The sequence below is a fragment of the Spirosoma areae genome (assembly GCF_054781775.1).
Genome location: NZ_BAAGTT010000040.1, coordinates 1 through 24,960, shown reverse-complemented (window position 1 = coordinate 24,960; position 24,960 = coordinate 1). Strand labels below are relative to the sequence as shown.

The 24,960-nt window shown below is 49.7% G+C and carries 24 protein-coding genes; 14 read left to right on the top strand and 10 right to left on the bottom strand.

Annotation, left to right across the window (positions count from 1 at the left end):
- Positions 1-3: 3 nt before the first annotated feature.
- Positions 4-1,848, top strand: coding sequence for a molecular chaperone HtpG (htpG, locus tag ACYVI1_RS23530; protein WP_460913298.1), 1,845 nt, complete (start codon positions 4-6; stop codon positions 1,846-1,848).
- Positions 1,849-2,001: 153 nt separating this feature from the next.
- Here htpG and ACYVI1_RS23525 read toward each other — a convergent pair whose 3' ends face one another.
- The 5 genes from ACYVI1_RS23525 to ACYVI1_RS23505 form a co-directional block, all read right to left on the bottom strand.
- On the bottom strand, positions 2,002-2,835 hold the full coding sequence (locus tag ACYVI1_RS23525; RefSeq protein WP_460913297.1) for an oxidoreductase: 834 nt from the start codon (positions 2,833-2,835) through the stop codon (positions 2,002-2,004).
- 45 nt (positions 2,836-2,880) lie between these two features.
- Complete coding sequence (locus ACYVI1_RS23520; protein ID WP_460913296.1) at positions 2,881-3,240, bottom strand: SnoaL-like domain-containing protein; 360 nt, start codon at positions 3,238-3,240, stop codon at positions 2,881-2,883.
- Positions 3,241-3,308: 68 nt separating this feature from the next.
- Entirely contained in the window at positions 3,309-4,193 is an 885-nt protein-coding gene (locus tag ACYVI1_RS23515) for an AraC family transcriptional regulator (protein ID WP_460913295.1), read from the bottom strand.
- A gap of 3 nt (positions 4,194-4,196) precedes the next feature.
- Positions 4,197-4,832: a DUF4126 domain-containing protein gene (locus tag ACYVI1_RS23510; protein ID WP_460913294.1), complete on the bottom strand. Its 636-nt coding sequence runs from the start codon at positions 4,830-4,832 to the stop codon at positions 4,197-4,199.
- A gap of 53 nt (positions 4,833-4,885) precedes the next feature.
- A complete protein-coding gene (locus ACYVI1_RS23505) occupies positions 4,886-6,379 on the bottom strand; it encodes an ATP-dependent DNA helicase (protein ID WP_460913293.1) in 1,494 nt (497 codons plus the stop codon).
- A gap of 161 nt (positions 6,380-6,540) precedes the next feature.
- On the opposite strand from ACYVI1_RS23505, the gene ACYVI1_RS23500 reads away from it, so the two are divergent.
- The 4 genes from ACYVI1_RS23500 to coaD all read left to right on the top strand — a co-directional run bounded on the left by ACYVI1_RS23500 (position 6,541) and on the right by coaD (position 9,174).
- The gene (locus tag ACYVI1_RS23500; RefSeq protein WP_460913292.1) at positions 6,541-6,978 is read left to right on the top strand and encodes a CBS domain-containing protein; all 438 of its coding nucleotides are present in this window, start codon (positions 6,541-6,543) and stop codon (positions 6,976-6,978) included.
- Between the two features lie 140 nt (positions 6,979-7,118).
- Positions 7,119-7,619: an NUDIX domain-containing protein gene (locus tag ACYVI1_RS23495; protein ID WP_460913291.1), complete on the top strand. Its 501-nt coding sequence runs from the start codon at positions 7,119-7,121 to the stop codon at positions 7,617-7,619.
- 119 nt (positions 7,620-7,738) lie between these two features.
- Positions 7,739-8,617 (top strand): DUF3822 family protein, encoded by an 879-nt coding sequence (locus ACYVI1_RS23490; RefSeq protein WP_460913290.1) that lies wholly within the window; start codon positions 7,739-7,741, stop codon positions 8,615-8,617.
- A gap of 80 nt (positions 8,618-8,697) precedes the next feature.
- Positions 8,698-9,174 carry a pantetheine-phosphate adenylyltransferase gene (gene coaD / locus ACYVI1_RS23485; RefSeq protein ID WP_460913289.1) on the top strand — a complete coding sequence of 159 codons (477 nt, stop codon included), beginning with the start codon at positions 8,698-8,700 and terminating at the stop codon, positions 9,172-9,174.
- Positions 9,175-9,212: 38 nt separating this feature from the next.
- Here coaD and ACYVI1_RS23480 read toward each other — a convergent pair whose 3' ends face one another.
- Positions 9,213-9,923, bottom strand: coding sequence for an NUDIX hydrolase (locus ACYVI1_RS23480; protein ID WP_460913288.1), 711 nt, complete (start codon positions 9,921-9,923; stop codon positions 9,213-9,215).
- Positions 9,924-10,040: 117 nt separating this feature from the next.
- On the opposite strand from ACYVI1_RS23480, the gene ACYVI1_RS23475 reads away from it, so the two are divergent.
- Positions 10,041-11,330 (top strand): hemolysin family protein, encoded by a 1,290-nt coding sequence (locus ACYVI1_RS23475; RefSeq protein WP_460913287.1) that lies wholly within the window; start codon positions 10,041-10,043, stop codon positions 11,328-11,330.
- Positions 11,331-11,635: 305 nt separating this feature from the next.
- Positions 11,636-11,953 carry a hypothetical protein gene (locus tag ACYVI1_RS23470; RefSeq protein ID WP_460913286.1) on the top strand — a complete coding sequence of 106 codons (318 nt, stop codon included), beginning with the start codon at positions 11,636-11,638 and terminating at the stop codon, positions 11,951-11,953.
- A gap of 15 nt (positions 11,954-11,968) precedes the next feature.
- Here ACYVI1_RS23470 and ACYVI1_RS23465 read toward each other — a convergent pair whose 3' ends face one another.
- Together ACYVI1_RS23465 and ACYVI1_RS23460 are read right to left on the bottom strand one after the other, a co-directional pair.
- On the bottom strand, positions 11,969-12,604 hold the full coding sequence (locus tag ACYVI1_RS23465; protein ID WP_460913285.1) for a Uma2 family endonuclease: 636 nt from the start codon (positions 12,602-12,604) through the stop codon (positions 11,969-11,971).
- Between the two features lie 58 nt (positions 12,605-12,662).
- Positions 12,663-14,426 carry an ABC transporter ATP-binding protein gene (locus tag ACYVI1_RS23460; protein ID WP_460913790.1) on the bottom strand — a complete coding sequence of 588 codons (1,764 nt, stop codon included), beginning with the start codon at positions 14,424-14,426 and terminating at the stop codon, positions 12,663-12,665.
- 137 nt (positions 14,427-14,563) lie between these two features.
- On the opposite strand from ACYVI1_RS23460, the gene ACYVI1_RS23455 reads away from it, so the two are divergent.
- Entirely contained in the window at positions 14,564-15,811 is a 1,248-nt protein-coding gene (locus tag ACYVI1_RS23455; RefSeq protein WP_460913284.1) for a DUF2264 domain-containing protein, read from the top strand.
- Position 15,812: 1 nt separating this feature from the next.
- On the opposite strand, the gene ACYVI1_RS23450 is transcribed toward ACYVI1_RS23455, so the two are convergent.
- A complete protein-coding gene (locus ACYVI1_RS23450) occupies positions 15,813-16,154 on the bottom strand; it encodes a DUF6169 family protein (RefSeq protein ID WP_460913283.1) in 342 nt (113 codons plus the stop codon).
- A 455-nt stretch (positions 16,155-16,609) separates the two neighbouring features.
- Positions 16,610-18,676, bottom strand: coding sequence for a methionine--tRNA ligase (gene metG / locus ACYVI1_RS23445; protein WP_460913282.1), 2,067 nt, complete (start codon positions 18,674-18,676; stop codon positions 16,610-16,612).
- 80 nt (positions 18,677-18,756) lie between these two features.
- Between metG and ACYVI1_RS23440 the strand changes: the two genes are divergently transcribed.
- The 6 genes from ACYVI1_RS23440 to ACYVI1_RS23415 all read left to right on the top strand — a co-directional run bounded on the left by ACYVI1_RS23440 (position 18,757) and on the right by ACYVI1_RS23415 (position 24,846).
- Complete coding sequence (locus ACYVI1_RS23440) at positions 18,757-19,878, top strand: AAA family ATPase (protein ID WP_460913281.1); 1,122 nt, start codon at positions 18,757-18,759, stop codon at positions 19,876-19,878.
- Positions 19,871-20,386, top strand: a complete 516-nt coding sequence (locus ACYVI1_RS23435; protein WP_460913280.1) for a hypothetical protein — start codon at positions 19,871-19,873, stop codon at positions 20,384-20,386. Before ACYVI1_RS23440 ends, ACYVI1_RS23435 begins: the two co-directional genes overlap by 8 nt.
- Positions 20,367-21,392, top strand: coding sequence for an NAD-dependent epimerase/dehydratase family protein (locus tag ACYVI1_RS23430; RefSeq protein ID WP_460913279.1), 1,026 nt, complete (start codon positions 20,367-20,369; stop codon positions 21,390-21,392). The genes ACYVI1_RS23435 and ACYVI1_RS23430 overlap by 20 nt, the downstream gene beginning before the upstream one ends.
- Before the next feature lie 177 nt (positions 21,393-21,569).
- Positions 21,570-22,973, top strand: a complete 1,404-nt coding sequence (locus tag ACYVI1_RS23425; protein ID WP_460913278.1) for a tetratricopeptide repeat protein — start codon at positions 21,570-21,572, stop codon at positions 22,971-22,973.
- A gap of 451 nt (positions 22,974-23,424) precedes the next feature.
- On the top strand, positions 23,425-24,348 hold the full coding sequence (locus tag ACYVI1_RS23420; protein WP_460913277.1) for a hypothetical protein: 924 nt from the start codon (positions 23,425-23,427) through the stop codon (positions 24,346-24,348).
- Between the two features lie 6 nt (positions 24,349-24,354).
- Positions 24,355-24,846, top strand: a complete 492-nt coding sequence (locus ACYVI1_RS23415; RefSeq protein WP_460913276.1) for a hypothetical protein — start codon at positions 24,355-24,357, stop codon at positions 24,844-24,846.
- Positions 24,847-24,960: the final 114 nt, after the last annotated feature.

Genomic DNA, 24,960 nt, shown 5'->3' with positions numbered 1-24,960 from the left:
CTTATGGAAGCCATACAGAACGAAAAAGGCGAGTCCACGCGGGGCCAGATTTCCATCCATACCGAGAATATCTTCCCGATCATTAAGAAATTCCTGTATTCCGATCATGAGATTTTCCTGCGCGAACTGGTCTCCAACGCCGTAGACGCTACCCAAAAACTGCGACAACTGACCTCATTTGGAGAATTTGGGGGCGAACTGGGTGATTTGAAGGTAACCGTTTTGCTCGATGAGGAAGCCAAAACAATCACCGTCAGCGATAACGGCATCGGAATGACAGCCGATGAAATCAAGAAATACATCAACCAGATTGCTTTCTCCGGCGCGTCAGATTTTCTGGAAAAATACAAAGACAAAACCGATGATAAAGGCCAGATTATCGGACACTTTGGCTTAGGTTTCTACTCGGCATTTATGGTGGCCGAGAAAGTCGAAATCATTACGAAATCGTACCGGGAAGACGCTGAAGCGGCCCGCTGGGTTTGTGATGGCTCGACCGAGTTTGAACTGACCCCCGCCGACCGGGCCGAACGCGGAACGGACATTATCCTGCACATCGCGCCCGATTCTGAAGAGTTCCTCAACAAAGGCCGGTTGCGAAGTATCCTCGACAAATACGCCCGGTTCCTGCCTGTGCCGGTTGCTCTCGATGGGGAAACGGTGAACAACACCACGCCTATCTGGACGAAAGCGCCTGCGGAACTAACCGATGAGGACTATAAGACGTTCTATCGGGAATTGTATCCAATGAGCGAGGAACCGCTGTTCTGGATTCACCTGAACGTCGATTTTCCGTTCAATTTGACTGGTATTCTGTATTTCCCGCGCATCAAAAACGAATTGCGGTTTCAGCGCGAGAAAATTCAGCTCTACAGCCGGCAGGTGTTTATTACGGACGAGGTGAAAGATGTTGTGCCCGACTTCCTGATGATGCTGCATGGCGTTATCGACTCGCCGGATATTCCCCTGAACGTATCGCGGAGTTTCCTGCAGGCCGATGCCAACGTTAAGAAAATTAATGGCTACATCACCCGCAAAGTGGCCGATAAACTCAATGACCTGTTCAATGCCGACCGCAAGGCATTTGAGGAAAAATTCGATGATATTGGCCTGTTTATCAAATATGGCATTCTGAGCGACGAGAAATTCTGGGAGAAGGCTAAAAACTTCGTCCTGCTCAAAAACACTGAAGGTGAGTTTTCGACACCCGACGAGTATCGGGAGAAAATCCAGGCCAATCAAACCGATAAGAACGAAACCGTCGTGCTGCTCTACACCTCCGACCGGAAACAGCAGGACGCCTACATCGAATCGGCACGCAGGCGGGGGTACGATGTGCTGTTGATGGATAATGTCATCGACTCGCACTTCATCAACGCGCTGGAGCAAAAACTCGAAAAAATTCATTTCGTTCGTGTCGATGCCGATACGCTCGACAAACTGATCGACAAAGGGCTGAACAACGAGAGCGTTTTGTCGGAAGCCGATCAGACGAAACTAAAGGAGGTTTTCGAGCAGGTTTTAGACAACAAACTGCTTAACGTGAGTGTGGAAGCTCAACCAACCGATGAACTACCTGTGACGATCACCCAGCCGGAGTTTATGCGCCGAATGAAAGACATGTCGGCCTTATCGGGCGAACAATCGTTCTACGGTAATTTCCCGATGACCTACAATGTCGTCGTAAATGCGAACCATTCGCTGACGACTAAAATTCTGGCCGAAGCGGATGCTGACGTTCAGAAATCATTGGTTAAGCAGGTGTATGACCTGGCTCTTCTCTCGCAAAATATGCTTACCGGCGCCGATTTGACCGCCTTTGTACGCCGAACGGTGGCGACACTGTAAGAGGCTACAAAGCAATTTTAATCAACAGCCGGGCGAGCGTCCGGCTGTTGATTCTTTAACCGTAGTGTGAAAATATAACTTTGCTGTTGAGTTCGAGAAGTAATTGAACGCACAGGTACTCCACAAATTTTACCTGAAACAAACAGGCACAAGTCAGTCAAAAACGGCCTGTTCAGCCACCTCACGACAGGTTTTTACATCGCGCTGGACGCTTTCTATCTTCGACGTGATAGTTGCGAGGGCAATTTTCCCTAATGGCATTCGCAGCGGTGGGTATGCTGAACCGACAAGATCAATGATCGCCTTTGCCGCCTTCTTCGGGTCTCCTTCCTGTTGGCCGTTCACCTGCCGCATCCGTTCACGGAAAGCACCCGCTGTTGATTCATAATCAGTCAGTTGCAGGGAGGCTTCTCGAAACGAATGGCCGGCAAAATTGGTCCGAAAAGGCCCCGGTTCGACGAGAGTTACGTGAATGCCGAGCGGAGCTACTTCGGCGGCAAGGGCCTCGCTAAAGCCTTCGAGTGCAAACTTACTGGCGTTGTAGATGCCAAAACCAGGAAATGCTTTCAGGCCACCATGCGAGGATATTTGTACAATATGGCCTTTTTTTTGTTGGCGAAATAGCGGAAGAAAGGCTTTCGTAATTTCTAAAGCACTGAAGAAATTGACGTCAAAAACGGCTCTTGCTTCGTCAATACTTGTTTCTTCAATAGCACCGGCGAATCCTACTCCGGCATTATTTACTAATACATCGAGTTTGCCAAACCTTTCGTTAACGGTCTCGAATGTCGTTTTGATTTCAGAGGCCTTCGTAATGTCCAGTAGAATTGCGTACCCTTTGCCCTGATGCGACTCATTAAACGTATCTACCTGCCTGTCGTTTCTGAACGTACCAATCACAAAATCTCCGTTCGCAATGACTTCATCGGCCAATGCCTTTCCTAAACCGCTCGATATACCGGTGATAAGCCAAATTTTTGGTACCATACTTTTTACCAGCTTGTAGATGGGTCATTGATTTAAGACTGTGCTTCAGGCTACGTATCTTTCTTTGATTATTTTTCCATCATGCCAATCCTGAATGGCTACTTCTGTAACGGTAACGGGTCCATTATCCGCATGGTCAAAGTCGAGCGACCAAACCAGGAAACTTCTGTTTCCTTTCACTACTTTTCCGACTGCCGTAAAATCGCGTACTGTTTTTACTTTCGATAAGAGTTCAATCCCAACCTGTTTATTCGCGGCTTTGCCGGTGTGCATTATGCCATCCAAATCGGTTTTTTCTACATCATCGTGGTAGAATTTTTCAAAGGCTTCCAGGGGTTTGCCTGCTGCCATCATAGCAATCAGATCGTCTAATGCGGCCGAAATCTGCTGTTCTGTCGTAATCATAATAAGCTGTTGGTTAGCACTGCGATACAAAGTTGCAGCCATACGACCCCTGCCTGTTATAACAAAAACTACCTTCTTCGGTATTTTTCGGACACGATTTGCTTAAACCTTCCCGGCGACAGGCCTGTTTCGGTGCGGAACAGTTTGGCGAAATAGGACGAATCGAAATAACCCAATTCGGCGGCAATTTCCGTAATCGTATAATCAGAAAAAGTCAGCATCCGTTTGGCTTCCAGCATACTCCGCGCCCGAATTAATTCACTGGTGGTTTTGCCCGTTACCTGCCTCACAATGAGGTTCAAATGATGTTGAGTCATATGAAGTCGGTTGGCGTAGTCGCTGGCGGTTAGCGGTTGAGTAAAGTGAGCGTCAATGAGTTTTTTAAGGTTTTTGTAAATCACAATTGACTTCTTGGGAGGAGGTTGTTCCGTTTTAGCATCAATACACCGCTGGATTTGGGTTAGCAGAATCAAGAGTAGCGACGGTGCAAGGCTAACTGAATAAGACGACCGGTTTTTCTCCATTATCAGCAGGTCGATGGTATGCCTTATTTCCTGGTAGGTTAGTTCGTCGGGCTGCAGTAAAGGCTTCGCGTAGAGATTGTCTAAGTAGCTTAATTCAAACAGCTTGTTTTTGTCGGTAGCGTGTAGCAGCAGGAAGTCTTCAGTAAAAAATATACAGCCGCCAACTAAGGGCTGCCATTCTTCAAATAAGTGCAATTGCCCTGGCGAGATAAAAAAGAGAGTTCCAGGCGCAATGTCGTATTCCTGGTAATCAATGGTTTGGCGGCTTGTTCCCGCGTCAAACCAAATTATCTCGTAGAAGGTGTGTTTATGCGGGTCGTCTACCTCCGGCTCGTCCATCTCCTCGAATCGGGTGATTTCGAACTCAGTTGGATTAGCCGGTTGATTAATAAAATGGCCAATGGAATAAAATGGAAAGAGTTCGTTCATACCTCAAACCCGCCCATTGCTGCGTGTAATCCGGGTGATTGACGACCCGCCGACCTGCTTGCCGGAAGCCCGCGTAAACCAGACCTTCCGGCGGGATACCAGCCATCCCAGAATAAAAATGACAACCAGGCCAATTAAAAAGGCCCCAACCAATGGCAGAAAAATAGTAAAGAGCGACAGACTAAACGAGGCCACGTTCTCGCCCGTTGCGACAATTGGGTTGCCCACCCCACCCGTTGTTGCGGTAGAGCCGAGCCGCAGCAGGCTGGTTCCGGCCTGAACAATACCTGCCGAACTGCCGCCGAGGATGAGTCCCAGTCCCCAATGCAGCACGGGGTTGTCGATTTGCAGAAATGAGGTGCTGAGCAGCGTTCCGGCAATGACCGACGCAGGGGTAGCAATGGTATCGAGCAGGTTATCGAGCCAGGGAATGTAGTAGGCGCCAAGTTCAAAAACCGTTGCGACCGACAGGCCCAGCAGCGCAGGCCACCCGCCCAGCCACTCGAAGCCGGTCATAGCGCCAATGATGCCGAGTTTGGTGGCCGCGCTGGCAATGAGCAGGGGCACAAACACCCGAAAGCCGCAGCAGGCAGCCAAACCAACGCCAATACAGGCACTCATAAGCCATTCGAGAGACATAAATGTATCCGTTCAAACCTTTTAGGTTTTTGAAGCCTAAAAGGTTTATGAGGTTATGTAAAAAACTGTGAATTAAAATTCATCAGAAACGCTTCATCAGTGGCGCGGGTCAGGGCGGTGTAAAGCCAGCGCACAAACTCGTCGTTTACCTGCCCATCGGGCAAAAAACCCTGATCGACAAACACCGCACTCCACTGACCGCCCTGGGCTTTATGGCATGTGAGTGCATACGCAAATTTTACCTGCAAGGCGTTCAGATAGGGGTCATGACGGATGGCTTCGGATCGCTCTTTCTTGCTCTTAATGTAAAAGTAATCTTTCATCACACTCTCATATAACGCCTTATATTGGTCGGATGTTAACGACGGCACCGGCGTATGCAGCGTATCGAGCATAATCTTGGCGTCAAAATCGGGCTGTTCTTCGTAATCGACCAGCCGAAGGGTGACTGTTGCGAAGCGAAAGCCGTGCATTTCTTCTTTATTACGAATTTTCTGCACTTCGGCAAATTCGCCGTTGGCCAGAAATCCCGCTGGTGAGTCTTCGTCCAGCACGGTATAGTTGTTGCGGGCAATCATGAGCATATCGCCCGCGTCGAGTTCTTCCTCGCACTGGTCGATCATCCGCCTGACAAACTGATTATACTGAACAGCCGTCTTATTCGAACGGCAGATAATGGCCGTGTTCTCACGACCGTATTTATCATACGCATACCGGATACCATCTTCCAGCTTAGTCAGCGGCATTTTATAAATATCCGTAAACGACCGGACATTAAGTTGAATATTGGGTGCATCGCCCGCCAAATGGGGGGCGTTGTCGCTCAACAACGCATCGAAACCAACCGCTTTTGGCGTAGGTGAGCTATCATTGTCAAGCAGTATTCGCAGGCCCGTTGCATTGTAGAGAATGCCCGATTCTTCTTCCTGTCGCATCACCTCGGTCAGTTCCTGCTCATACACGGTCATATCGAACGTACTGGACAGGAACCCCCGGTCGAGGGCGGGGCTTAGTTCGCGGCCAACGGGCGGCAACTGGGCCGTATCGCCCACCAGCATCAGTTTATTGCCTTTATTCTCGAATACGTAATCCACCAAGTCGGTTAGCAGCCCTTTTCCGCCAAAGTCAGCCTCATCCGAAATCATCGAAGCCTCATCAACGATAAAAAGCGTGTCTTCATGGTAGTTTTTCTGCCGCTGAAAGGCGAGTGTTCCCGAACCGGGGTCGGCCACCTGCCGGTAAATTTTCCGGTGAATAGTTTGAGCGGACTTCTTGGCATAGTTGGTCATTACTTTGGCCGCCCGACCCGTGGGGGCCAGCAGAACCGATTTATAGCCAAACCGGGGCAGCACTTTAATAAGCGTACCGACGAGCGTCGTCTTGCCCGTACCGGCATATCCGCGCAGCAGAAAACAGTCGCGGTAGTGTTCATAATCTTCGTGAGTGATGAACGCGCCAATTTGCTCGAAGAATTGTTCCTGACCAGAAGTGGGTTTAAAAGGGAATCGTTTAGCCAGCAGATGTGCGGCTGTTTCGGTTTCGTTCATGGTTCTAATTTACGAAAAAATGGGCAGAGCAGCAAGGGGCAGGGAGCAGGGAGCGCGGGGCATGGAAGGCTGCTTAACTTAATTTCTGTTCCCTGCATCCTGCGCCTTGCACCCTGCTCCTTTTTTACTATATTCACCCGCCAACTAATCCCTTCTACCTGATGAACATACGTCAAATACTCCAGGGCAAAAAGATAAATGCCCTCTATTCGGTCTCGTCGGATCAAACCGTACTGGAGGCTCTCAAACTAATGGCTGAGAAAAATATCGGTGCAGTACTGGTTGTTGATAAAGGTATTCTGACGGGTATTTTCTCCGAGCGTGACTATGCCCGCAAGATTGTCCTGAAAGATCGGCACTCCGATGATACCCTCGTTGCTGATGTGATGACACCAAACGTGATCACCATCGAGCCTGAACAAAGCTTAGACGATTGCATGGTCATCATGTCGGATAAGCACATTCGCCACCTGCCCGTAATGGATAAAGGTGAATTGATGGGGATTATCTCTATTAATGATGTGGTTACGGCCATTATTCGCGACCAGAAAACCCGCATAGACTCCCTCGAAAGCTATATTTCGGGTAGCCCATATTAATTTAATGATAAATTATGACGGGGCCGCCCGTGCGGTGATGAATGATAGTGCCTGTATCTTCCATTTCATACTGCACGGGCGGCCCCGTCATAATTTATCATTAAAAACTTACCTTTGCGTCCCCAAATATTCATGACACTGTGGCGCAAGTTCTTGACAGCCCTCGGCAGGAGGTGCAGAAACTCTATGGAAACCGGCTGCGGCTGCGGGTTTGCGGCTTATACCGCGAGGGCGACCGGTTGCTGATGGTTAAACACCGGGGCATTGGCCCAACCGATACGTTCTGGTGCCCGCCGGGTGGTGGTGCTCAGTTTAGCGAAACCGCTCCCAACGCTTTGATCCGGGAATTTATTGAAGAGACGGGTTTGGCAGTGGAAATTGGCGAACTGCTTTTTGTCAACGAATTCATGCAGCCGCCCCTCCATGCTCTGGAACTGTTTTTTGCCGTAAAGGTGACAGGAGGGGCACTTCAGCAGGGATTTGATCCGGAGATGAGCGTCGATGAGCAGATCATCGAGGAGGTTCGGCTGATGAGTTTTGAGGAAATAAAAAGCTACCCCTCCGAAGAAGTACACGCTCTGTTCCGTTATTGCGATTCGCTCGATGATGTGTTTCGCCTGCGCGGCTATTTACACGAATAACCGTTTTAGTACTTTACTTTTTATTTATAGGGCTAAAGTGCGAAGCAATCAACTTCCTGTTTGCTATATTGCCTGTTCTTACCCATAAAATTCAGTTGTTCGAAGTTGTGCAAATCGCTGTGACCCTCCTTCCCACTGTAGCTGTCCGTTCCGACTCATTCGATCCAAGACAAACCGCTACCTCAACGCTGTGCTTAGAAGTGGGGCGGGACCGGTTTCGGTTGCTGGTACAGGATAAACGCAGACGGGCCATCTATCTCGAAGATTATACAGTTCCATCGCTGCTAAACGACCGGCCACTGACGAGCGTTTTGCCCGACGTCTTTCGTGGTCACGCCCTATTATCGTCCGGTCCCTGGCAACAGATTCGCATTGGGGTTAATTCGCCATCGTTCACCCTGGTACCCAAGCCGCTTTTTCGCAAAGAATATGCTGGTAGTTACCTGGCCCTTATGCGGGGCAGCGAGTTACCGGCTCATGAATTTACCCTCACTTACGACCACGAAGCCGAGGGATTCCTGTCGGTGTTTTCGCTGGATCATCCATTAGCTGATTATTTTTCGGAGATATACCCGCTCCAGCCGATAACCTTTGTTCATCAAACCAGCGCCTTACTGCTGGCTACGGCCAACCTTGACCGCAGTTCCCTGATGCCAATCAATGTTTATTTATATTTTGAAGATGAATTTATAACGGTTATATGTCGTAGTGAGCATAAACTGCGCTACTGCAATCGGTTCGGCTACAGAAACGTGCAGGATTTAACCTACTACATCCTGTATGTGCTGGATGAGCAGAAACTAAACCCTGAAACCATCAGGGTGTCTCTTTATGGAGAAATCACGCCCTTTGCTGAAGCCTACGTTGAGTTAAGTCGATTTCTGCCACACTTGTTATTTGGTCAGGCACCTGCTGGTTTAACACTGGCTGCCGGATTTGACGACTTGCCCGACCATCGCTATTTAAACTTATACGGACTTGGTTTAATGAGCGAATGAGTGAATGAGTGAATAGCTAACGCAATTAATATTCACTCATTCACTCACCGCGCGGGCGGCCCCGTCACTAATTCCAAAAGATGAAACGCATCGCTCTCTTTCCTGGCTCGTTTGACCCTTTCACACGAGGGCACGAAGATATTGTTTTACGCGGTTTACAATTGTTCGATGAGATTGTCATCGGCATCGGGCGGAATACCCGTAAGGAGCGGTACTTTGCGCTGGAGCAGATAATGGGGCTGATTGAACGGGCCTTTCACCACCACCCGGCCGTGCGGGTAATCAGCTACGACGACCTGACGGCGAATGTAGCCCGCGATATCGGCGCAAAATTCCTGTTGCGGGGGTTGCGGAACACCACTGATTTTGAGTACGAGAACGGAATTTCGCAGGTTAACCGGTACGTTTACGAGGAAATCGAAACCGTATTCCTGATCACATCGCCCCACCTGGCGCCCATTAGTTCGAGCATCATCCGCGACCTGCATCGCTACGGGCAGGATGTTGATGAGTTCCTGCCGTATCAGTTAGATAAGTCGATAGTTGATGGTCGATAATCAGGAGTAATCAACGGTAGTCCTACCAACTATGGCCCTTACTGCACTGGTAGTCCTTTCGTGGCTTCATCAATCACATAGCGGATCGAACTAAAGGAGTTCGTCAGGGCCAGTTTGGTTTCACGCCCATCGAGCCAGGCCAACTGGTCAATGTCTTCCTCGATCTGCGGAGCCATACGACTATCGTCCAACACGCTCATCCGATACCATTTGGTGCGTTTCAGGATGCGATTGCCGTTGAGGGCATAGGTGTGCCAGGTCGTGCAAATACGTTCGCCAACCCGTACCCGAACGCCGGTTTCTTCTTCTACTTCGCGGGCCGCTGCCTGGCGCGACGATTCGCCATCGTCTAATTTGCCTTTTGGCAAATCCCACACGCCCCGCCGAAACATAAGCAGTGTTTTAGCGCCTTTTGACACAACCCCACCAGCGGCTTTCACCACCCGAAATGGTTTTTTCATGGCTTCCTCACAGGCTTCCTTATCTAAACAACCCAGCGTTACCGACAGGAGCGGGCTGTCATCTGTTTTTTGAAGCAGGGTAAGCAACTTGCTGATAGTGGCCGGTGTGGCGTTGAGCAATAACAGATGTCCGTTCAGCGAATCAGCTTTAAGAGCCTCCAGACGGGCATCGACAATATGGTCGTAATCAGGTAAGACCGGGCGATTTGCCGAAGCAGCGGCCGTTCGTTGAGCAGCAGCCCTGGAGCCGACGAGCCGGATCGGGCGGTCATTAATAAAAACAATCATTGAGTTATGTACGGTTCGGGTGGTAAAAATAGCAAAAGCAATGGTGTGTAGCACGACTATACTCCGTTTAAACGAGTTCCGTTTTGTATTTTTACGCCAGGCCAATTACCTTCCTTTGTGGAAATTCTCATTATTCTGTTATTAACGATTCTGAACGGGGTTTTCTCGATGTCAGAAATCGCTCTGGTTTCCTCGCGAAAATCGAAGTTAGAAACAGCCGCTAAGAACGGTGACCGCCGGGCGCAGGTTGCTCTCGATTTGTCGAATTCACCCAATCGCTTTCTATCGACGGTGCAGATTGGCATCACCCTGATCGGTATTTTGCTGGGTATTTTTTCGGGCGATAAATTAACGACCGATGTTCAGAATGCCGTGGCTCAGGTAGCGTTTCTAAAGCCCTATGCCCACGCGGTGGCGGTTGGTTTAGTGCTGTTGCTGCTCACCTACCTCTCGCTCGTATTGGGTGAACTGGTGCCTAAACGCATCGGTCTGTCCAATCCCGAAGGCATCGCCAAAACAATGGCCGGACCAATGATTCTGTTGTCAAAACTGACATCACCCTTTATTGCACTCCTGACCCTGTCGAGCGATGTGCTGCTCAAAATCCTGCAAATCAAGCCCAACGAAAGCGCCGTAACGGAGGAAGAAATTAAAAGCCTGATTCAGGAAGGCACATCCGGCGGAGCAATTGAGGAAATCGAGCAGGAAATTGTGCAGAATGTATTTCAGCTTGGCGACCGTAAAATCACCTCCCTGATGACCAACCGGCAGGAAATCATTTACCTCGACCTGGAGGACGAACCCGCCGAAAACAGGGCCAAAATTCTGGAATACAGGCACTCGGTATTTCCACTCTGCAACGGGGGCGTCGATGAAGTGGTGGGGCTGATTTACACAAAAGATTTTTTGGGCAAAGACCTCGATAACGAACTCCTTTATTTAGATAACATCAAGCGTGACGTATTATTTGTGCCTGAAAACAACCGGGCTTACCAGGTGCTGGAACGGTTTCGGGAACGAAAGCAGTATGTGGGCATCATTGTCGATGAATACGGGGGGGTGCTGGGTGTAATTACGCTCAACGATATTTTAGACGTGCTGGTGGGCGATATCAACGACAACATCCATTCCGACTACGAAATTCGCGAACGCGGAGACGGGAGCTATCTGATTGACGCTCAGTTGCCTTTCGAGGATTTTCTGGCGTATTTTTCGATTACCCTGACGGCGCTGGTCCGACGCGACCTAACCGGCTTCGACACGCTTGGCGGCTTTGCCCTCCACATCCTGAAAGACATTCCGCAAACGGGCGAGTCGTTTGTCTGGCACGGCTACCAGTTTGAGATTATGGATATGGATAAAAGCCGGATTGATAAAATACTGATGCAAAAGCAAACCGAAGAGTAATTGGGTTTCTGAGCTCTGTTTATAAGGGAAACTAAGGTAATTGTAATCCCTGACAAGATTGACCAGGCAGATAAAGTAGCATAACAAGTTAACAAGAACACACTGCCCCCCACGAAAAGGAAACGCTCACTAAAGAAGCGGAAGTTCTGGATCAAGAAAAAGAAGTCTAATGAAAAATTGGAAAAGGCGAATTAAACCTTGCGCCGTGAATCAAATGGCCAAATTCTCTTATTAAGCCATGAAAGCATCTTAAACAGCCAGGCTACTGAGCGAGTTATAGAATAGAATCCAACTCATCAACAGCCATGCGATACCTCATTCCCGATGCCAGCGATCTGACCAGCACCGACCCCAGCCGCGTGCCAACCGGCATGGAAAACGACCCCAATGCCGACGAAGAAGTGATCGACCAGGACGCCAACGAACAGTATCCTGAACCTGTCAAAGAAGAACAAGAAGCAAAGCTTGCACCCGATAAACTGGCTGATTCAATTGCCTACGCGCTCGATGGCAGCGGCCCCGGCCCCATGAACGAGACACCAAATGTGTCTGGTCACAAAGTAATTACAGAAGGAATGACGGGTGGCGGTTTGGATGAGGAAGAAGATGATCTGCGGCCGTAAAGTAGACGGCCAGGCTTATTCGACTACCACAATACCTTCTTCGGCCAGGTAGTTAGCTATGTTGAAGGTGTGGCCATCCATCAGCTCGATGTCGGTATTCCATTCGCGTACCTGCCAGTCGCGCGGTGCCCCGTTGGAACTGGGTTCAATAACCGTCACGGTCTGGGTGTTAATCATGATCCAGATGATACGTTCGACACCGAAGTCAAGCAGTTTTTTCGATTTTTTGTAGATGTAGCCAAAACCAGTCAGTTCCGAAACGTCGGCCTCGGTGTCGATTTCAATAACGATTTTGGGTGGTACGTCGGGATGCTTTTTGTTAATCTTATCAGGGGTCAGTACGGCTTTGTCGAAAATGGCGATGTCGTTCGAGAGATTATTGTTTGTATCAATGTGGTTGCCGATTTCGTTGGTATAAACCCGATACTTTTTGCGGTCAATGAACTGATAAATAACCGATAACACATAACTAACTAATTCTGCCTGAAGCGAACTACAGCCCATAATATCCTCTAAGGTTTTGGTTTTGTTAAGCACCGACTGATAGCCCCGGTAATAAATGGGCTTGCCGTCCATAACCTCATACACTAAGTAATCCGGAATTTTTCGTTTCGGCTTTGCGGGCGTTTTGGTTGTAATAGGCGTAGGCATACGTGATAGGCTTTTACTCTAACTATACAGAAAACAGGCTACTGCTGCCGATGGTTCTTTACACAACTTCCTTATACTGCATCCGGTACAGGTTGGCGTAGAAGCCCTCCTGCTGAAGCAGTTCCTCGTGGTTACCCTGCTCAACAATTCGGCCTTTATCGACCACAATAATGTTATCCGCTTTCTGAATGGTCGAGAGCCGGTGAGCAATCACGATAGCGGTTCGGCCCTTCATCAGCTTGCCGATAGCGTCCTGAATCATCTCTTCGGTTTCGGTATCGACCGATGACGTCGCTTCGTCAAGCACGATGATTTTGGGATCCTGCACCATCGCCCGCACGAACGAAATCAATTGCCGCTGCCCAACCGAGAGCGTTGCCCCCCGCTCCATGACGTTGTAGTCGTAGCCGCCCGGCAATCGCTCGATGAACTCATCAACGCCCACTAACTTGGCGGCTTCAACTATTTTCTCCCGGCTAATGCGTTTATCGCCGAGGGTGATGTTATTTTCGATGGTGTCCGAAAACAGGAAAACGTCCTGCAGCACCACCCCAATATTCCGGCGCAAATGGCCGAGTTCGTAGGCATGTATATCTACGCCATCGACCCGGATTTCGCCGTTGTTGATGTCATAAAACCGGCTTAACAGGCTGATGATTGACGATTTGCCCGCCCCCGTTGCGCCAACGAAGGCAACTGTTTCGCCCGCATTGACCCGGAATGAAATATCCCGCAGCACCCAGTCTTCGTTGGTATAGGCGAACCAAACGTTTTTGAATTCAACCTCGCCCCGAAGCGTTGCGGGGGTGTAGCTGCCGTTGTTCACCGTGAACTCATCGCTGTCTAACAGTTTCAGAATCCGGTCGGTGCTGACAATGCCCATCTGGAGGGTGTTGAACCGGTCGGCCAGCATCCGAATGGGGCGGAAAAACAGGTTGATGAACATCACAAAGGCCGTAACCGTCCCGAACGTAACATCGGAATGAATAATCTGGGTAGCCCCGTACCAAACGACTAAGCCCACTGCCACCGCCGAAATAATATCGGCAACGGGATAATACACTGAGTAGTACCAAATGGAGCGGATGTTGGCCGCCCGGTGTTCGGTATTGATCGCCCGGAACTTCGCGGCTTCAATTTTCTCGCTGCCGAAAATCTGGACGATGTTCATGCCCGTAATGTGTTCCTGCACAAACGAGTTCAGGTTGGCTACAGCGGTGCGTACTTCGTTGAACGACTTTTTGATTTTTTCCTTAAACACATAGGTGCTGAACAGCATCAGCGGAATCGTCGACAGGCTGATGGCCGCCAGTCGCCAGTCGGTGTAGAACATCACGCCAATGATCAGCGTCAGTTGCAAAATATCACCCGCAATGGCGGCCATGCCCTCACTGAACACGTCGGCTAAGGTTTCAACGTCGGAAATGGAGCGCGTTACCAACCGGCCAATGGGCGTATTGTCGAAGAATTTTAGCCGCAGGTTCAGGATTTTTCGGTACAACTGCGTCCGAATATCGCGGATAACATACTGCCCCAGCCAACCCGACAGATACGTATTTAAAAACTGGATGATGGCCTGGGCGATCAGAACCCCAATCATTAGCACCAGCATCAGCGTTAATTGCTGATGGTCGCCCACGGCAATCACGTTGTCGATGGTATGTCGAATCAGCAGGGGCGCCAGGGGCGCTAAGCAGGCCGCCAGCATGATGATACCGATAAGCAGATAAAATCTGGTTTGATACGGCTTTACAAAGGCGTAGAGCCGCCGGAGAATGGCCAGGTCGAAAATCCGACCGGGACTTTTCTGTTCTTCGTTCACGGAAAGCAAAAAGGACGAGTTTGTTGGGTAACAGCGTTTTTGGGCCGAACGTTTCAGCTTTTGTCGTTGGCAATAAAAAGCAGTAAAAACAGGCTCTGCTGCCACTTTGGTAACTAACCACCTGAATAACCCCCGTCATGAATCGCCGACAATTTGCCCGGTTAGCCGCCGTCATACCCGTAAGTTTACCCATCGACAACAAGGCTTTAATTTCAGTTGCTTCGGGTCCTAAAGCCGCCGACGATGATCGGGCCTACTGGCTGCAAATCCTCCTGAAAATTGCCGACCCGGTGCTGTCGGCACTGGCCCAAAACCGACTGAAAGCCACCATGCCGGTTGAGTCGGCGCCGGGGCAGCAGCCGGGGCGCATTGTTGTGTCGCACCTCGAAGCCCTCGGCCGGACAATGGCGGGCCTGGCTCCCTGGCTGGAACTCAGTGCCGACGATAACGTGCAGGAAAGTCTTTCACGACAGCGTTACCTCGATTTATCCCGCCAGGCGATTGCTAACGGCGTGAATCCACAGTCGCCCGATTATTTGAATTTTACGAAGAATGCCCAGCCCTTAGTCGATGCAGCTTTTCTGGCACACGGGCTAATTCGGTCGCCGAAGTTGTGGAATGCCCTGAGCACTACTGAGCAAACCAATGTCGCGAAGGCGCTGCAATCGAGCCGGGTTATCAAACCGGGCTATAACAATTGGATTTTGTTCAGCGCGATGGTCGAAGCGGCTCTACTGAAATACACCGGCTACGGCGACGAGATGCGGATGGATTATGCCATTCGGCAGCATCTGGCCTGGTACAAGGGCGATGGCGCTTATGGCGATGGGCCTGATTTTCACTGGGATAACTACAACAGCTACGTCATTCAGCCGATGCTGCTGGACGTGGTCAAAACCCTGTCTGATGCGGGAAAAGCCGACAAGGGTTTGTACGAAACCCTGCTGGCCCGCGCCCAACGCTACGCGGCTGTGCAGGAGCGGCTTATTGCTCCCGATGGCTCCTTTGCGGCTTTCGGGCGGTCGCTGGCCTATCGGTGCGGAGCGTTTCAGGCACTGGCGCAGGTCGCTTTGCAGGGGAATCTTCCCCCTGAATTAGCGCCTAATCAGGTACGTTCAGCCCTGACCGCCGTCATTCACCGGACAATGGACGCGCCCGGTACGTTCGATGCAAAAGGCTGGCTACAGATTGGGCTGTGTGGGCATCAGCCTGCTATCGGAGAAACCTATATCTCGACGGGGAGTTTGTATTTATGCTCGGTGGCGTTTCTGCCGCTTGGTTTGCCCACGTCAGACCCGTTCTGGTCAGCCCCGACGACCGACTGGACGGCTAAAAAAATATGGTCGGGCCAGAATGTGCCAACCGACCATGCGATAAAGGGGTGAGTTATTTTTGGGCGCGAAGCTGAGCAGTCAGGTCAAAATAAGACAGGATGATGTTAGCCCGATTAGGGTTGTCGTTTCGAAGAAGCATCATAATCAGGTATACTTTGCCCGTCCGCTGATTGATTATCCGTTCATTATATCGTCCAAATCGACCGTCCTGAAACTCGGAAAACCAGAGTGAAAATTTCTGAAAGCGGGCAAACTGTCGTCCATCAGTTGTGTCGCAGGTGAAGAATACAATTCGCCATGAATCTTTGGCCACAAAATCCTGAATGATCGCCGTTACGGTAACGCCGATTTTTTGGTCGGTGGCGTAGGCCGGTGGCGCTTTCTCTACTCGCAAAAAGACTTCCTATGTATTCCGGGCGTAAGCATATTCTTCTTCAGCGAAGAAAGGTTGTTCAGTGAATTCCATTGAATAACTGCGTCTGTCATTAGTGACGAAATAATAGGTATCGTCAACTAAGTAAAACGGGTAATCACCGATTGACTGGTTTTGCATTCTTCAGCAATTCGTTGATTTTACCCGACTCACAGTCTTTCTGAAACTAAAGTTGCTTTTGCTTTTTATATTCCTGCCTTTCTTCGAGCCAGGCAAAAATAGCTTCAGGTGTCAGGGATTTTTTCTGTTTCGCTTCCATGACTGGTTTCTGTTTTTATCAAAAGTTACTATTTGCTGGTGACAATTAAAGTAGCTGGCCCCGTTCAGTGTAACAATCGAGCAATGCCCCGACGACCGACTGGACGGCTAAAAAATCTGGTCGGGGCAGAATGTGCCGATAGATTGACCATGAATGGCTATGACACCGTTCCGCCGTTCCAGACCGAATCAGGTGGGGCGATGAGTGACAGTTTTCCATCGCGGTCTTCAGCCATTAGAATCATGCCCTGCGACTCGAAACCCATCATCTTGCGCGGGGCTAAGTTGGCCAGAAATGTGACCTGTTTGCCAATGACTTCTTCGGGCGCAAAATGTTTGGCAATTCCGCTCAGAATCTGCCGCCCGCCTAAGCCGTCGTCTACTTTCAATTTCAGAAGCTTGTCACTTTTCGGCACCCGTTCGGCTTCGGTAATCGTGCCGATGCGGATGTCCATTTTGGCAAAATCGTCGTAGGTAATCTCCGCCCGAAGTTCCGGCACCGTTTTAACCGGATGGCCGGACCCTTCTAACTCGTTCATTCGTTTGGCAGTCAGCAGTTTCTGAATCTGTTTGGTAATCTCGTCGTCCTCAATTTTTGCAAAGAGTAGTTCGCCTTTCCCTAACTCATGGCCTTCAGTTAATAAATCGGCGCGGCCCGCATTCTGCCAGTCGAGCCGGTCCCGTATCTGCAATTGGTTACAGAGTTTCTGGGCCGTGAATGGCAAGAATGGCTCACAGACAATGCTCAGGTTGGCCGAAATTTGCAGGGCGATGTTCAGAATTGTGTTGACTCGAAGTGCATCGGTTTTGACCACTTTCCAGGGTTCGGTTTCGGCTAAGTATTTGTTGCCGAGTCGGGCCAAATCCATCAGGTGACCCAGGGCTTCGCGAAAACGGAACTGGTAGATGGCCTGCCCAATACGGTCAGGAAATTGTGCCAGTTCGTCCAGCACCTGCTGGTCATAGTCGGTCAGGTCGCCCCGAACGGGTACATGGTTGTCGCAGAATTTCTGTGTCAGCACCACCGCCCGGTTCACGAAATTGCCAAACACCGCTACCAGTTCGTTGTTGTTACGGGCCTGAAAATCTTTCCAGGTAAACTCGCTGTCTTTGGTTTCGGGGGCGTTGGCCGCCAGTACGTAGCGCAGCACGTCCTGCTTGCCAGGTAATTCCTCCAGGTATTCATGCAGCCAGACGGCCCAGTTGCGCGACGTACTGATTTTGTCGCCTTCCAGGTTCATGAATTCGTTGGCGGGCACGTTGTCGGCCAGAATGTAGCTGCCTTCGGCCATCAGCATCGCTGGAAAGATAATGCAGTGGAAAACGATGTTGTCCTTGCCAATGAAATGCACAAGTTTGGTGTGCTTATCGCGCCAGTACAGTTCCCAGTCGCGGCCCTGCTGTTCGGCCCACTCTTTGGTCATCGAAATGTAGCCAATGGGCGCGTCGAACCAGACATACAGCACTTTGCCTTCGGCATCGGGCAGCGGAACCTTAATGCCCCAGTCGAGGTCGCGGGTCATGGCGCGGGGGCGTAAGCCCTCTTTCAGCCACGACTGGCATTGGCCAGCTACGTTCGTTTTCCACTCCGTGTGGCTATTCACGTATTTTTCAATGTCGGGCTGCATCCGGTCCAGTGGCAGGTTCCAGTTTTTGGTCCGGCGCAGAACGGGCTTCGAGCCGGAGAGCGTCGAGTGCGGGTTAATCAGTTCGAGCGGACTGAGGGCCGTGCCGCAGCGCTCGCACTGGTCGCCATAGGCATTCGGGTTGCCACATACCGGACAGGTACCCACGATGTAGCGGTCGGCCAGAAACTGCCCGGCTACTTCGTCGTAATACTGCTCAGTCACTTCCTCATCGAAATCGCCTTTTTCATAGAGTTTCGTGAAAAACGCCTGCGAGGTTTCGTGATGAATCGGGTTTGAGGTGCGCGAATAAATATCGAAGGAGATGCCGAACTCCTCAAAGGATTGCTTAATCTGGCCGTAGTATTTATCCACGACCTGCTGGGGCGTCATGCCTTCTTTTTTAGCCCGGATGGTGATGGGTACGCCATGTTCGTCGGTGCCGCTGATGAAGGCAACATCTTTACCCGTTGAGCGGAGGTAGCGCACGTACATGTCGGCGGGCAGGTAGCATCCGGCCAGGTGGCCGATGTGAATTGGGCCGTTGGCGTAGATGAGAGCCGCCGTAACGGTATAGCGTTGGGGATTTTCGAGAGACATAATCAGGGTATTGGTGGGCAAAATTAGCAATTCAGGCCCGAACGTTGTTATGTTTACGTAAACAGTATGGCCGGGCCGCAATGGAGAACAACACACCGAATACGAATAATTTCCTCAACTGGGTCGAAATCAAAAACTTCAAGTCCATCAAAGACCTGCGGATGGACTGCAAGCGGATGAACGTCTTCATTGGCAAGCCCAATGTGGGAAAGTCGAATATTCTGGAGGGATTGGGGTTGTTGGGGGCGGGGTATGATACTGGTAAATTCTTAAAGGGGGCGGTTAGGTACCAAAGTATGAAACACTTGTTCTGGGATTTTGATACAAGTAAATCTGTTGAAGTAGGGTCAAATTCAAAGATAGTAGCAATAAGTCCAGGTCTTGGTTTTAAGACTTTTAGCGGTGAAGAGATGACTGGAGAATTCAAATCTTTTTCGATAGGGGCTTTTGATACAGAAGAATTTCAGGTAAATATAGATGCAAGGCGTTCTGTAGGAGCGGTAGCCCTTTCTGCTAAAGCAGGGCGTAGAGTCGATGAATCAGGTTCATTAACTGGTTCAGCACCTGATGACAAAGACAGAAGAGCGAAATTTAATGAGATGCTAAGGGTAGTGAAAAAATATGATTTTGCTAACCTAATAGAATTTGAAAATCTGTTTCAAAATTTCTTATTACCTCCCAACGGCCCGAATCTGTATTCAGTAGTCAGAAGAAATAAAGAGTTATGGGCTGAGTTCGCGAAGCTGTTTACAGAACAGCAGTTGGAACTTGTGCTATTTGATGAAAAGCAGGAGTTCATTCTCCAGAAAAAGGACGGGCCTTACGTTTGGCAATACCCTTTCTTCTCCATCGCCGACACCTTCCGGCGGTTCATGTTCTATATCACGGCCATCGAATCCAACAAAAACTCAGTCATCGTTTTTGAAGAGCCGGAAGTGCATTCGTTTCCGCCTTATGTGAAAGCAATGGCGCATCGCATGGTGTACAGTGAAACAAACCAGTTTTTTGTGTCAACGCATAGTCCTTACTTACTGCAAACGTTGATTGATGAGTTAGATGAATCAGAATTGGCTGTTTATATCACGTACTATAAAGATTACCAAACGCATGTCCGGCAGTTGACCGCTGACGAGTTGCAGGAAGCCCGTGATCTTAGTATCGACTTGTTTTACAATCTTAGTCGCTACGAGCCAAATGCCTGAGTTGTCTGTTCAGTTCGTAGCCGAATGTCATGCCGACACGGCTCTGATTCGCTTCTTTTTTCCTGATACCCGACTATGCATTCATGCCCAGGGCTGTCCTGAAGTTGGTAATACAATGATGTCACCCCGAGCCAGTGAGTACAAGCTGGTAGGTATCGTAGATAACGACGATGACTTGCATAAGCGTTGCAAAGGCTTTTTTAGTGCTTTTGAGCCAGTTGAGCAGGAGAATAGATTGTTCTTGAGGAAGCATCCGATGACGAATCAACACATTGTTGTTGTCGATAAAGCTATTGAGAGTTTCTTGTTGTGGAATGCTGAATGTGTGGAAATCGACGTAAGCATATACGGCTTTTACAATCGGACGAAGCATTTCCGCAATCAAACAAAATTACCAACCATTGAAACAGATCCTGCCTATTACAAACTCCTTACCGACCTCCACACCCGTCAGGCACCGGGCTTCCTCACGCTTGAACGAATTTTGAATGACCTCCTCACAACCTAATCCGGTTTTCATTACGGGCGCAACCGGTTTCATCGGCTCCCACATTGCCCGGCGGTATCTGGCCGGGGGGCATTCGGTTTCGGTGTTGTACCGGCCCCACAGCGGCTATGGAATGCTGGCCGATGTAGCCCACCAAATCACCTGGTACGAAGGCGACGTGCTGGATATTCCATCGCTGGAAACAGCCATCCAGGCCGAATCAGAGGTTATTCATGCGGCAGCCATCGTCTCGTTTGTGCCGAAAGACCGCGACCGCATGGAGCGCATTAACGTGGAAGGCACCGCCAACGTCGTGAATGTGTGTTTGAAAGCTGGTGTGCGGAAACTGGGCTATGTCAGTTCGGTGGCAGCCATCGGCCGGCCAGTGGCGAAAGGAGGGGATGCAACCGAGCCCGTTTTGATTGATGAGAGCCAGAAATGGGAAGATTCCCCCAATAACTCGACCTACGCCAAAACCAAGTACCGGGCCGAACTGGAAGTATGGCGGGGCGTGGCCGAGGGGCTACGTGCCGTTATGGTGAATCCATCTATCGTGCTGGGCGCGGGCGACTGGAGCCGCAGTAGCCTGCAACTTATCAAGTACGTAGCCGACGAAAAGCCATTTTATCCGGCGGGCTTAGTCAATTATGTCGATGTGCTCGATGTGACCGACGTGCTCGTTCGGCTCATGCAGTCCGACGTGACAGCCCAGCGGTACATCCTGAATGGGGGCACCATTCCCTACCGTTCGTTGTTAGAACAGATAGCAGCCGCGCTGAGCAAGCGTCCGCCAGCGAAGCGGATATCGCCCGCCCTGACGCGGTTGCTCTGGCCACTGGAAGCCGTGCGGTCGTGGATAATGGGGAAAGCCCCGCTCATCACCCGCGAAACGGCCAGGTCGGCGAGTTCGTTATATGCATACAATGGTCACAAAATCGAGCAAGTGCTTCGTTTTCAGTACCGACCGTTGAGCGAGACATTACAACGTGTGGCAGACGCGTTTGGCAGCCCTGCTTCGGCCCCGTAAATTTTCGGACCGGGGGTTGCAGTTTCGCTTTTTTGGTTTTATATTTCACTGCCAAAGGATAAATCGCGCCATTGGCGCGGCCCCTATCCGCTGATCTACGAGGTATGATCTATGATGTGCATTTTAAGTACGTTACAAACCATACCTCGTGAATCGTACCTCGTAAATTTTTTCTAAATGGAGCAAGAGTTCGAAGAACGAGAAGGCGATATTAAAGAATCAATCCGGCGTTTCGAGCAGATGCTGGACCAGCAGGAGAGCCAGTTTTTCGATTTGGATGTCTATGAGCAGATGGTTGAGCACTACCTCAACCAGGGCGATTTAGACAAGGCCCTGAAAGCCGCCGAATCCGGTTTGGAAAACTTCCCCTACGCGCTGGAGTTAATGCTCGATAAAGCCCAGATTCTGGCTAATTTTCAACGATTCGACGAATCGCTGGAGTTACTGGAGCGGGCTTCTTTGTTTAACCCCGGCGACCTCGACGTGCCGTTCATGCAAGGCTCGGTGCTGAACATGGCCGGTCGCTATGAGGAGTCGATTCAGGTGCTGGAAGAACTGCTGGACCAGGCCGACGATAAGGATGACATCCTGTTTCAGTTGGGCCAGAGTTACCAGAACTGGGGTAAATACGACGAAGCCATTACACAGTACAAGAAGTCTATCGCGCTGAATATCAACAATGAAAACGCCCTGTATGAACTGGCGTTTTGTCTGGACGTGACGGGCGAACTGGAGAACAGCCTGTCGTATTATCAGCAACTGATTGATACGGACCCCTATTCGTACAATGCCTGGTATAATATGGGCATTGCCTACAGCAAGCTGGCGCGGTATGCCGAAGCGGCCGAAGCGTATGATTACGCGATTATTATCAAGGAAGATTTTGCCTCGGCACACTTCAACCTGGGCAACACCTACATGAATTTAGGGTTGTTCGAGAAAGCCGAACAATGTTACCGCGAGACGCTGAAGTACGAAGAAGCCTCCGCCGATACCTTTTGCCATCTCGGCGCTAGCTTAGAGAAACAGGATCGCCTGCCCGAATCGATTAAAGAATACCGTGAGGCTATCAAATTAGACCCCCTGTGGGACGAAGCCTGGTATGGCATCGGCGTTTGTCTGAGCGAGTCGGGCAAGTGGTATGAAGCGTTGCCGTTTCTGCAAAAAGCAGTTAAGCTGAACGACCAGAACGGCGATTATTACATTGCCATCGCCGAAACCGAATACAAGGTCGGGAATGTGTTGTCGAGCGTCGAAGCGTTCGAGAAAGCGGCTGAAGTTGATGCCGAAAATCCCGACGTGTATCTGACATGGTCGCTGGTGCCCTTCGATCAGGGCGATTTTCTGCGGGCCAACGATATTATTCAGTCGGGCATCAATGACATGCCCACCGAAGCCGATTTGTATTATCGCTCGGCTGTCTACCTGATTCATGCGGGGCATTACCGCGAGGCTCTGATTCAGTTGGAAGCGGCCCTGTCGCTCGATTATGACGCGCATGTTCAGCTATTCGAGTTTTTCCCGGAACTGGAAAAACAGAAGGCGCTGTACAAGATTATTCAGCAATACAAGAAGGAGTAAAACCGCAGAGGTTTATACGTAGAAGAGGCCGCATTTGATAGACAAGTGCGGCCTCTTCTGTGGGTAATACTGCCGATTCAGTCGGGCAATACCGGTGCCAATTTCAGGTTAACCCTGGTAAATAGCAGATGGTTTTTCTGGGCATTCGGTAAAGGTGTACACCCACTAATCAAGTTCTTGTGGAGAGGAAGCCTACTTCTCCGTTGCCATCAGCACCCAGAGTGCCTAACTACCAAGTTTACCAATAGCTGATCGAGTTTCTGTTGCTAAATGGCCAAACGTTGTCTGCTTAACAAGAGCAGATCGGGCGCAGGTACTTCGTTCTGCATTTTGTTGTATTTTCTGCGGTTTGTACAAATAACCACCGTTAAATAACTATTACCGTCAGTTGGTATTGAGTGTATTGAAGTGTATATAACTTAAAGGGTTATACACCACATGTCATGTCATCATGTCGCCACATTTACGAGAATCGCTCTACAACGAGCGATGTGCAATAGCAACCGAACGTCAACCTGATCTGACGAACGAGGTTCAGCTAATCAGGCAATATTTGAAGAGATGTAACTTAATTCCGTATGGTAAAGAGTCTATGCCTCATGCTGAATTGGCTCGCCAGGTTGCTTATTACGATCCGGGAGCGCAGTGGGTTGTGGGCGACATTGGTGACCAGCCCTACTTGTATCGTATTGAAACATTGCAGTCATTCGTTAGTAAACACATAGGCCGGTTCAAGTCTATGCGGGAAGGTGGATTTGGTATTGGGACCGACATCCCGGCTGCTGAAACCAGCCGGGAAGTTAATTATCAAAAAATCTGGGAAGACCTGTGTAATAAATACGACGAAGATTGGCTGTCGCTATCAAATTGGGTTAAAGAGTTCTTTGCCTATCGGCAGTTTTCATGGTGGACCACTAATTTTCCTGAGCCTACAGTTCGTTTACCACGTTACTTTGTTGGTGCTGACCTGACGTTCCAGCATAAGTGGATGGTCGACCTGGCCCACCATGTGGGCATTGCAAATGATTGGCTTTCAAACAACCTGCTGCTATTGCGGTGTGATTGCACACAGATACCGCCACAGTCAATACGCGTTCCGTCGGTAGTGGATGGGTTTTGTCAACTTATTTTTGATCCTCAGCCCCAACTTCCACAACCTGCTCATGGTATAGCTATTCGGTTAGGCGAGCCGTTTCAACATGGTTATACCGAATATGCAGTTACTCATATCCCTGTCGATGCCATTACGTTTGTACCTGTAGCTATATCAGACATCACACTTGATCGTATTAATGAACATGCCCGTATTAATGATTCGATGTATGTGAAATTGATTGATTATCTCACGAAGGGTTCAATACCTACGAGCATCTGACTACCTATGAACTCAATTCCAGATAGTTATAAACCGGAACATTGGCGCAACTTCTTAAGCGATATACTTGATGGCTTTCATGATGGTTCTATACGTAAAATTGGTAGTGCAGCAGCCTTTGTTAATAATCAACTGAATGCTTCGACAGGGCGGCATCGTGCTCGTCAGGCTTTTTTAGAAGGTTTATCCGCTTTATTGAATTCATACGAATTTTCAGCGGTAGACGCACTTCGCCAGCCAATTGCTTATACCTACTTAGTCCGTTGGATTGAGACATTTCTTAAACATGAGCCAAAGCAGTTATATCGAGTGTATAGTCTTTTTGCCGATTTGATGGAAATGCGCGGCAAGCGGCAAGCTTTATCAATCGAAACATCACAGGATCTAACCGGGTTGTTATGGCATACGGGTGAAATTTTGCAGGAGGTTACTCATAATGCCGCCCAAACCCGCCCTCAGGATAAATTATTGATCGACTACCCATTTATTCCTGGGTAGTGGTAAGATAGCCGCTGATGACTTATCTTAGCCCGATGATAAGCGAAGTTAAACAATACACCTGCTCCCGCTGTGGTAGTGTCAATTTACGCAAAAACGGGCACTCGGCCGAAG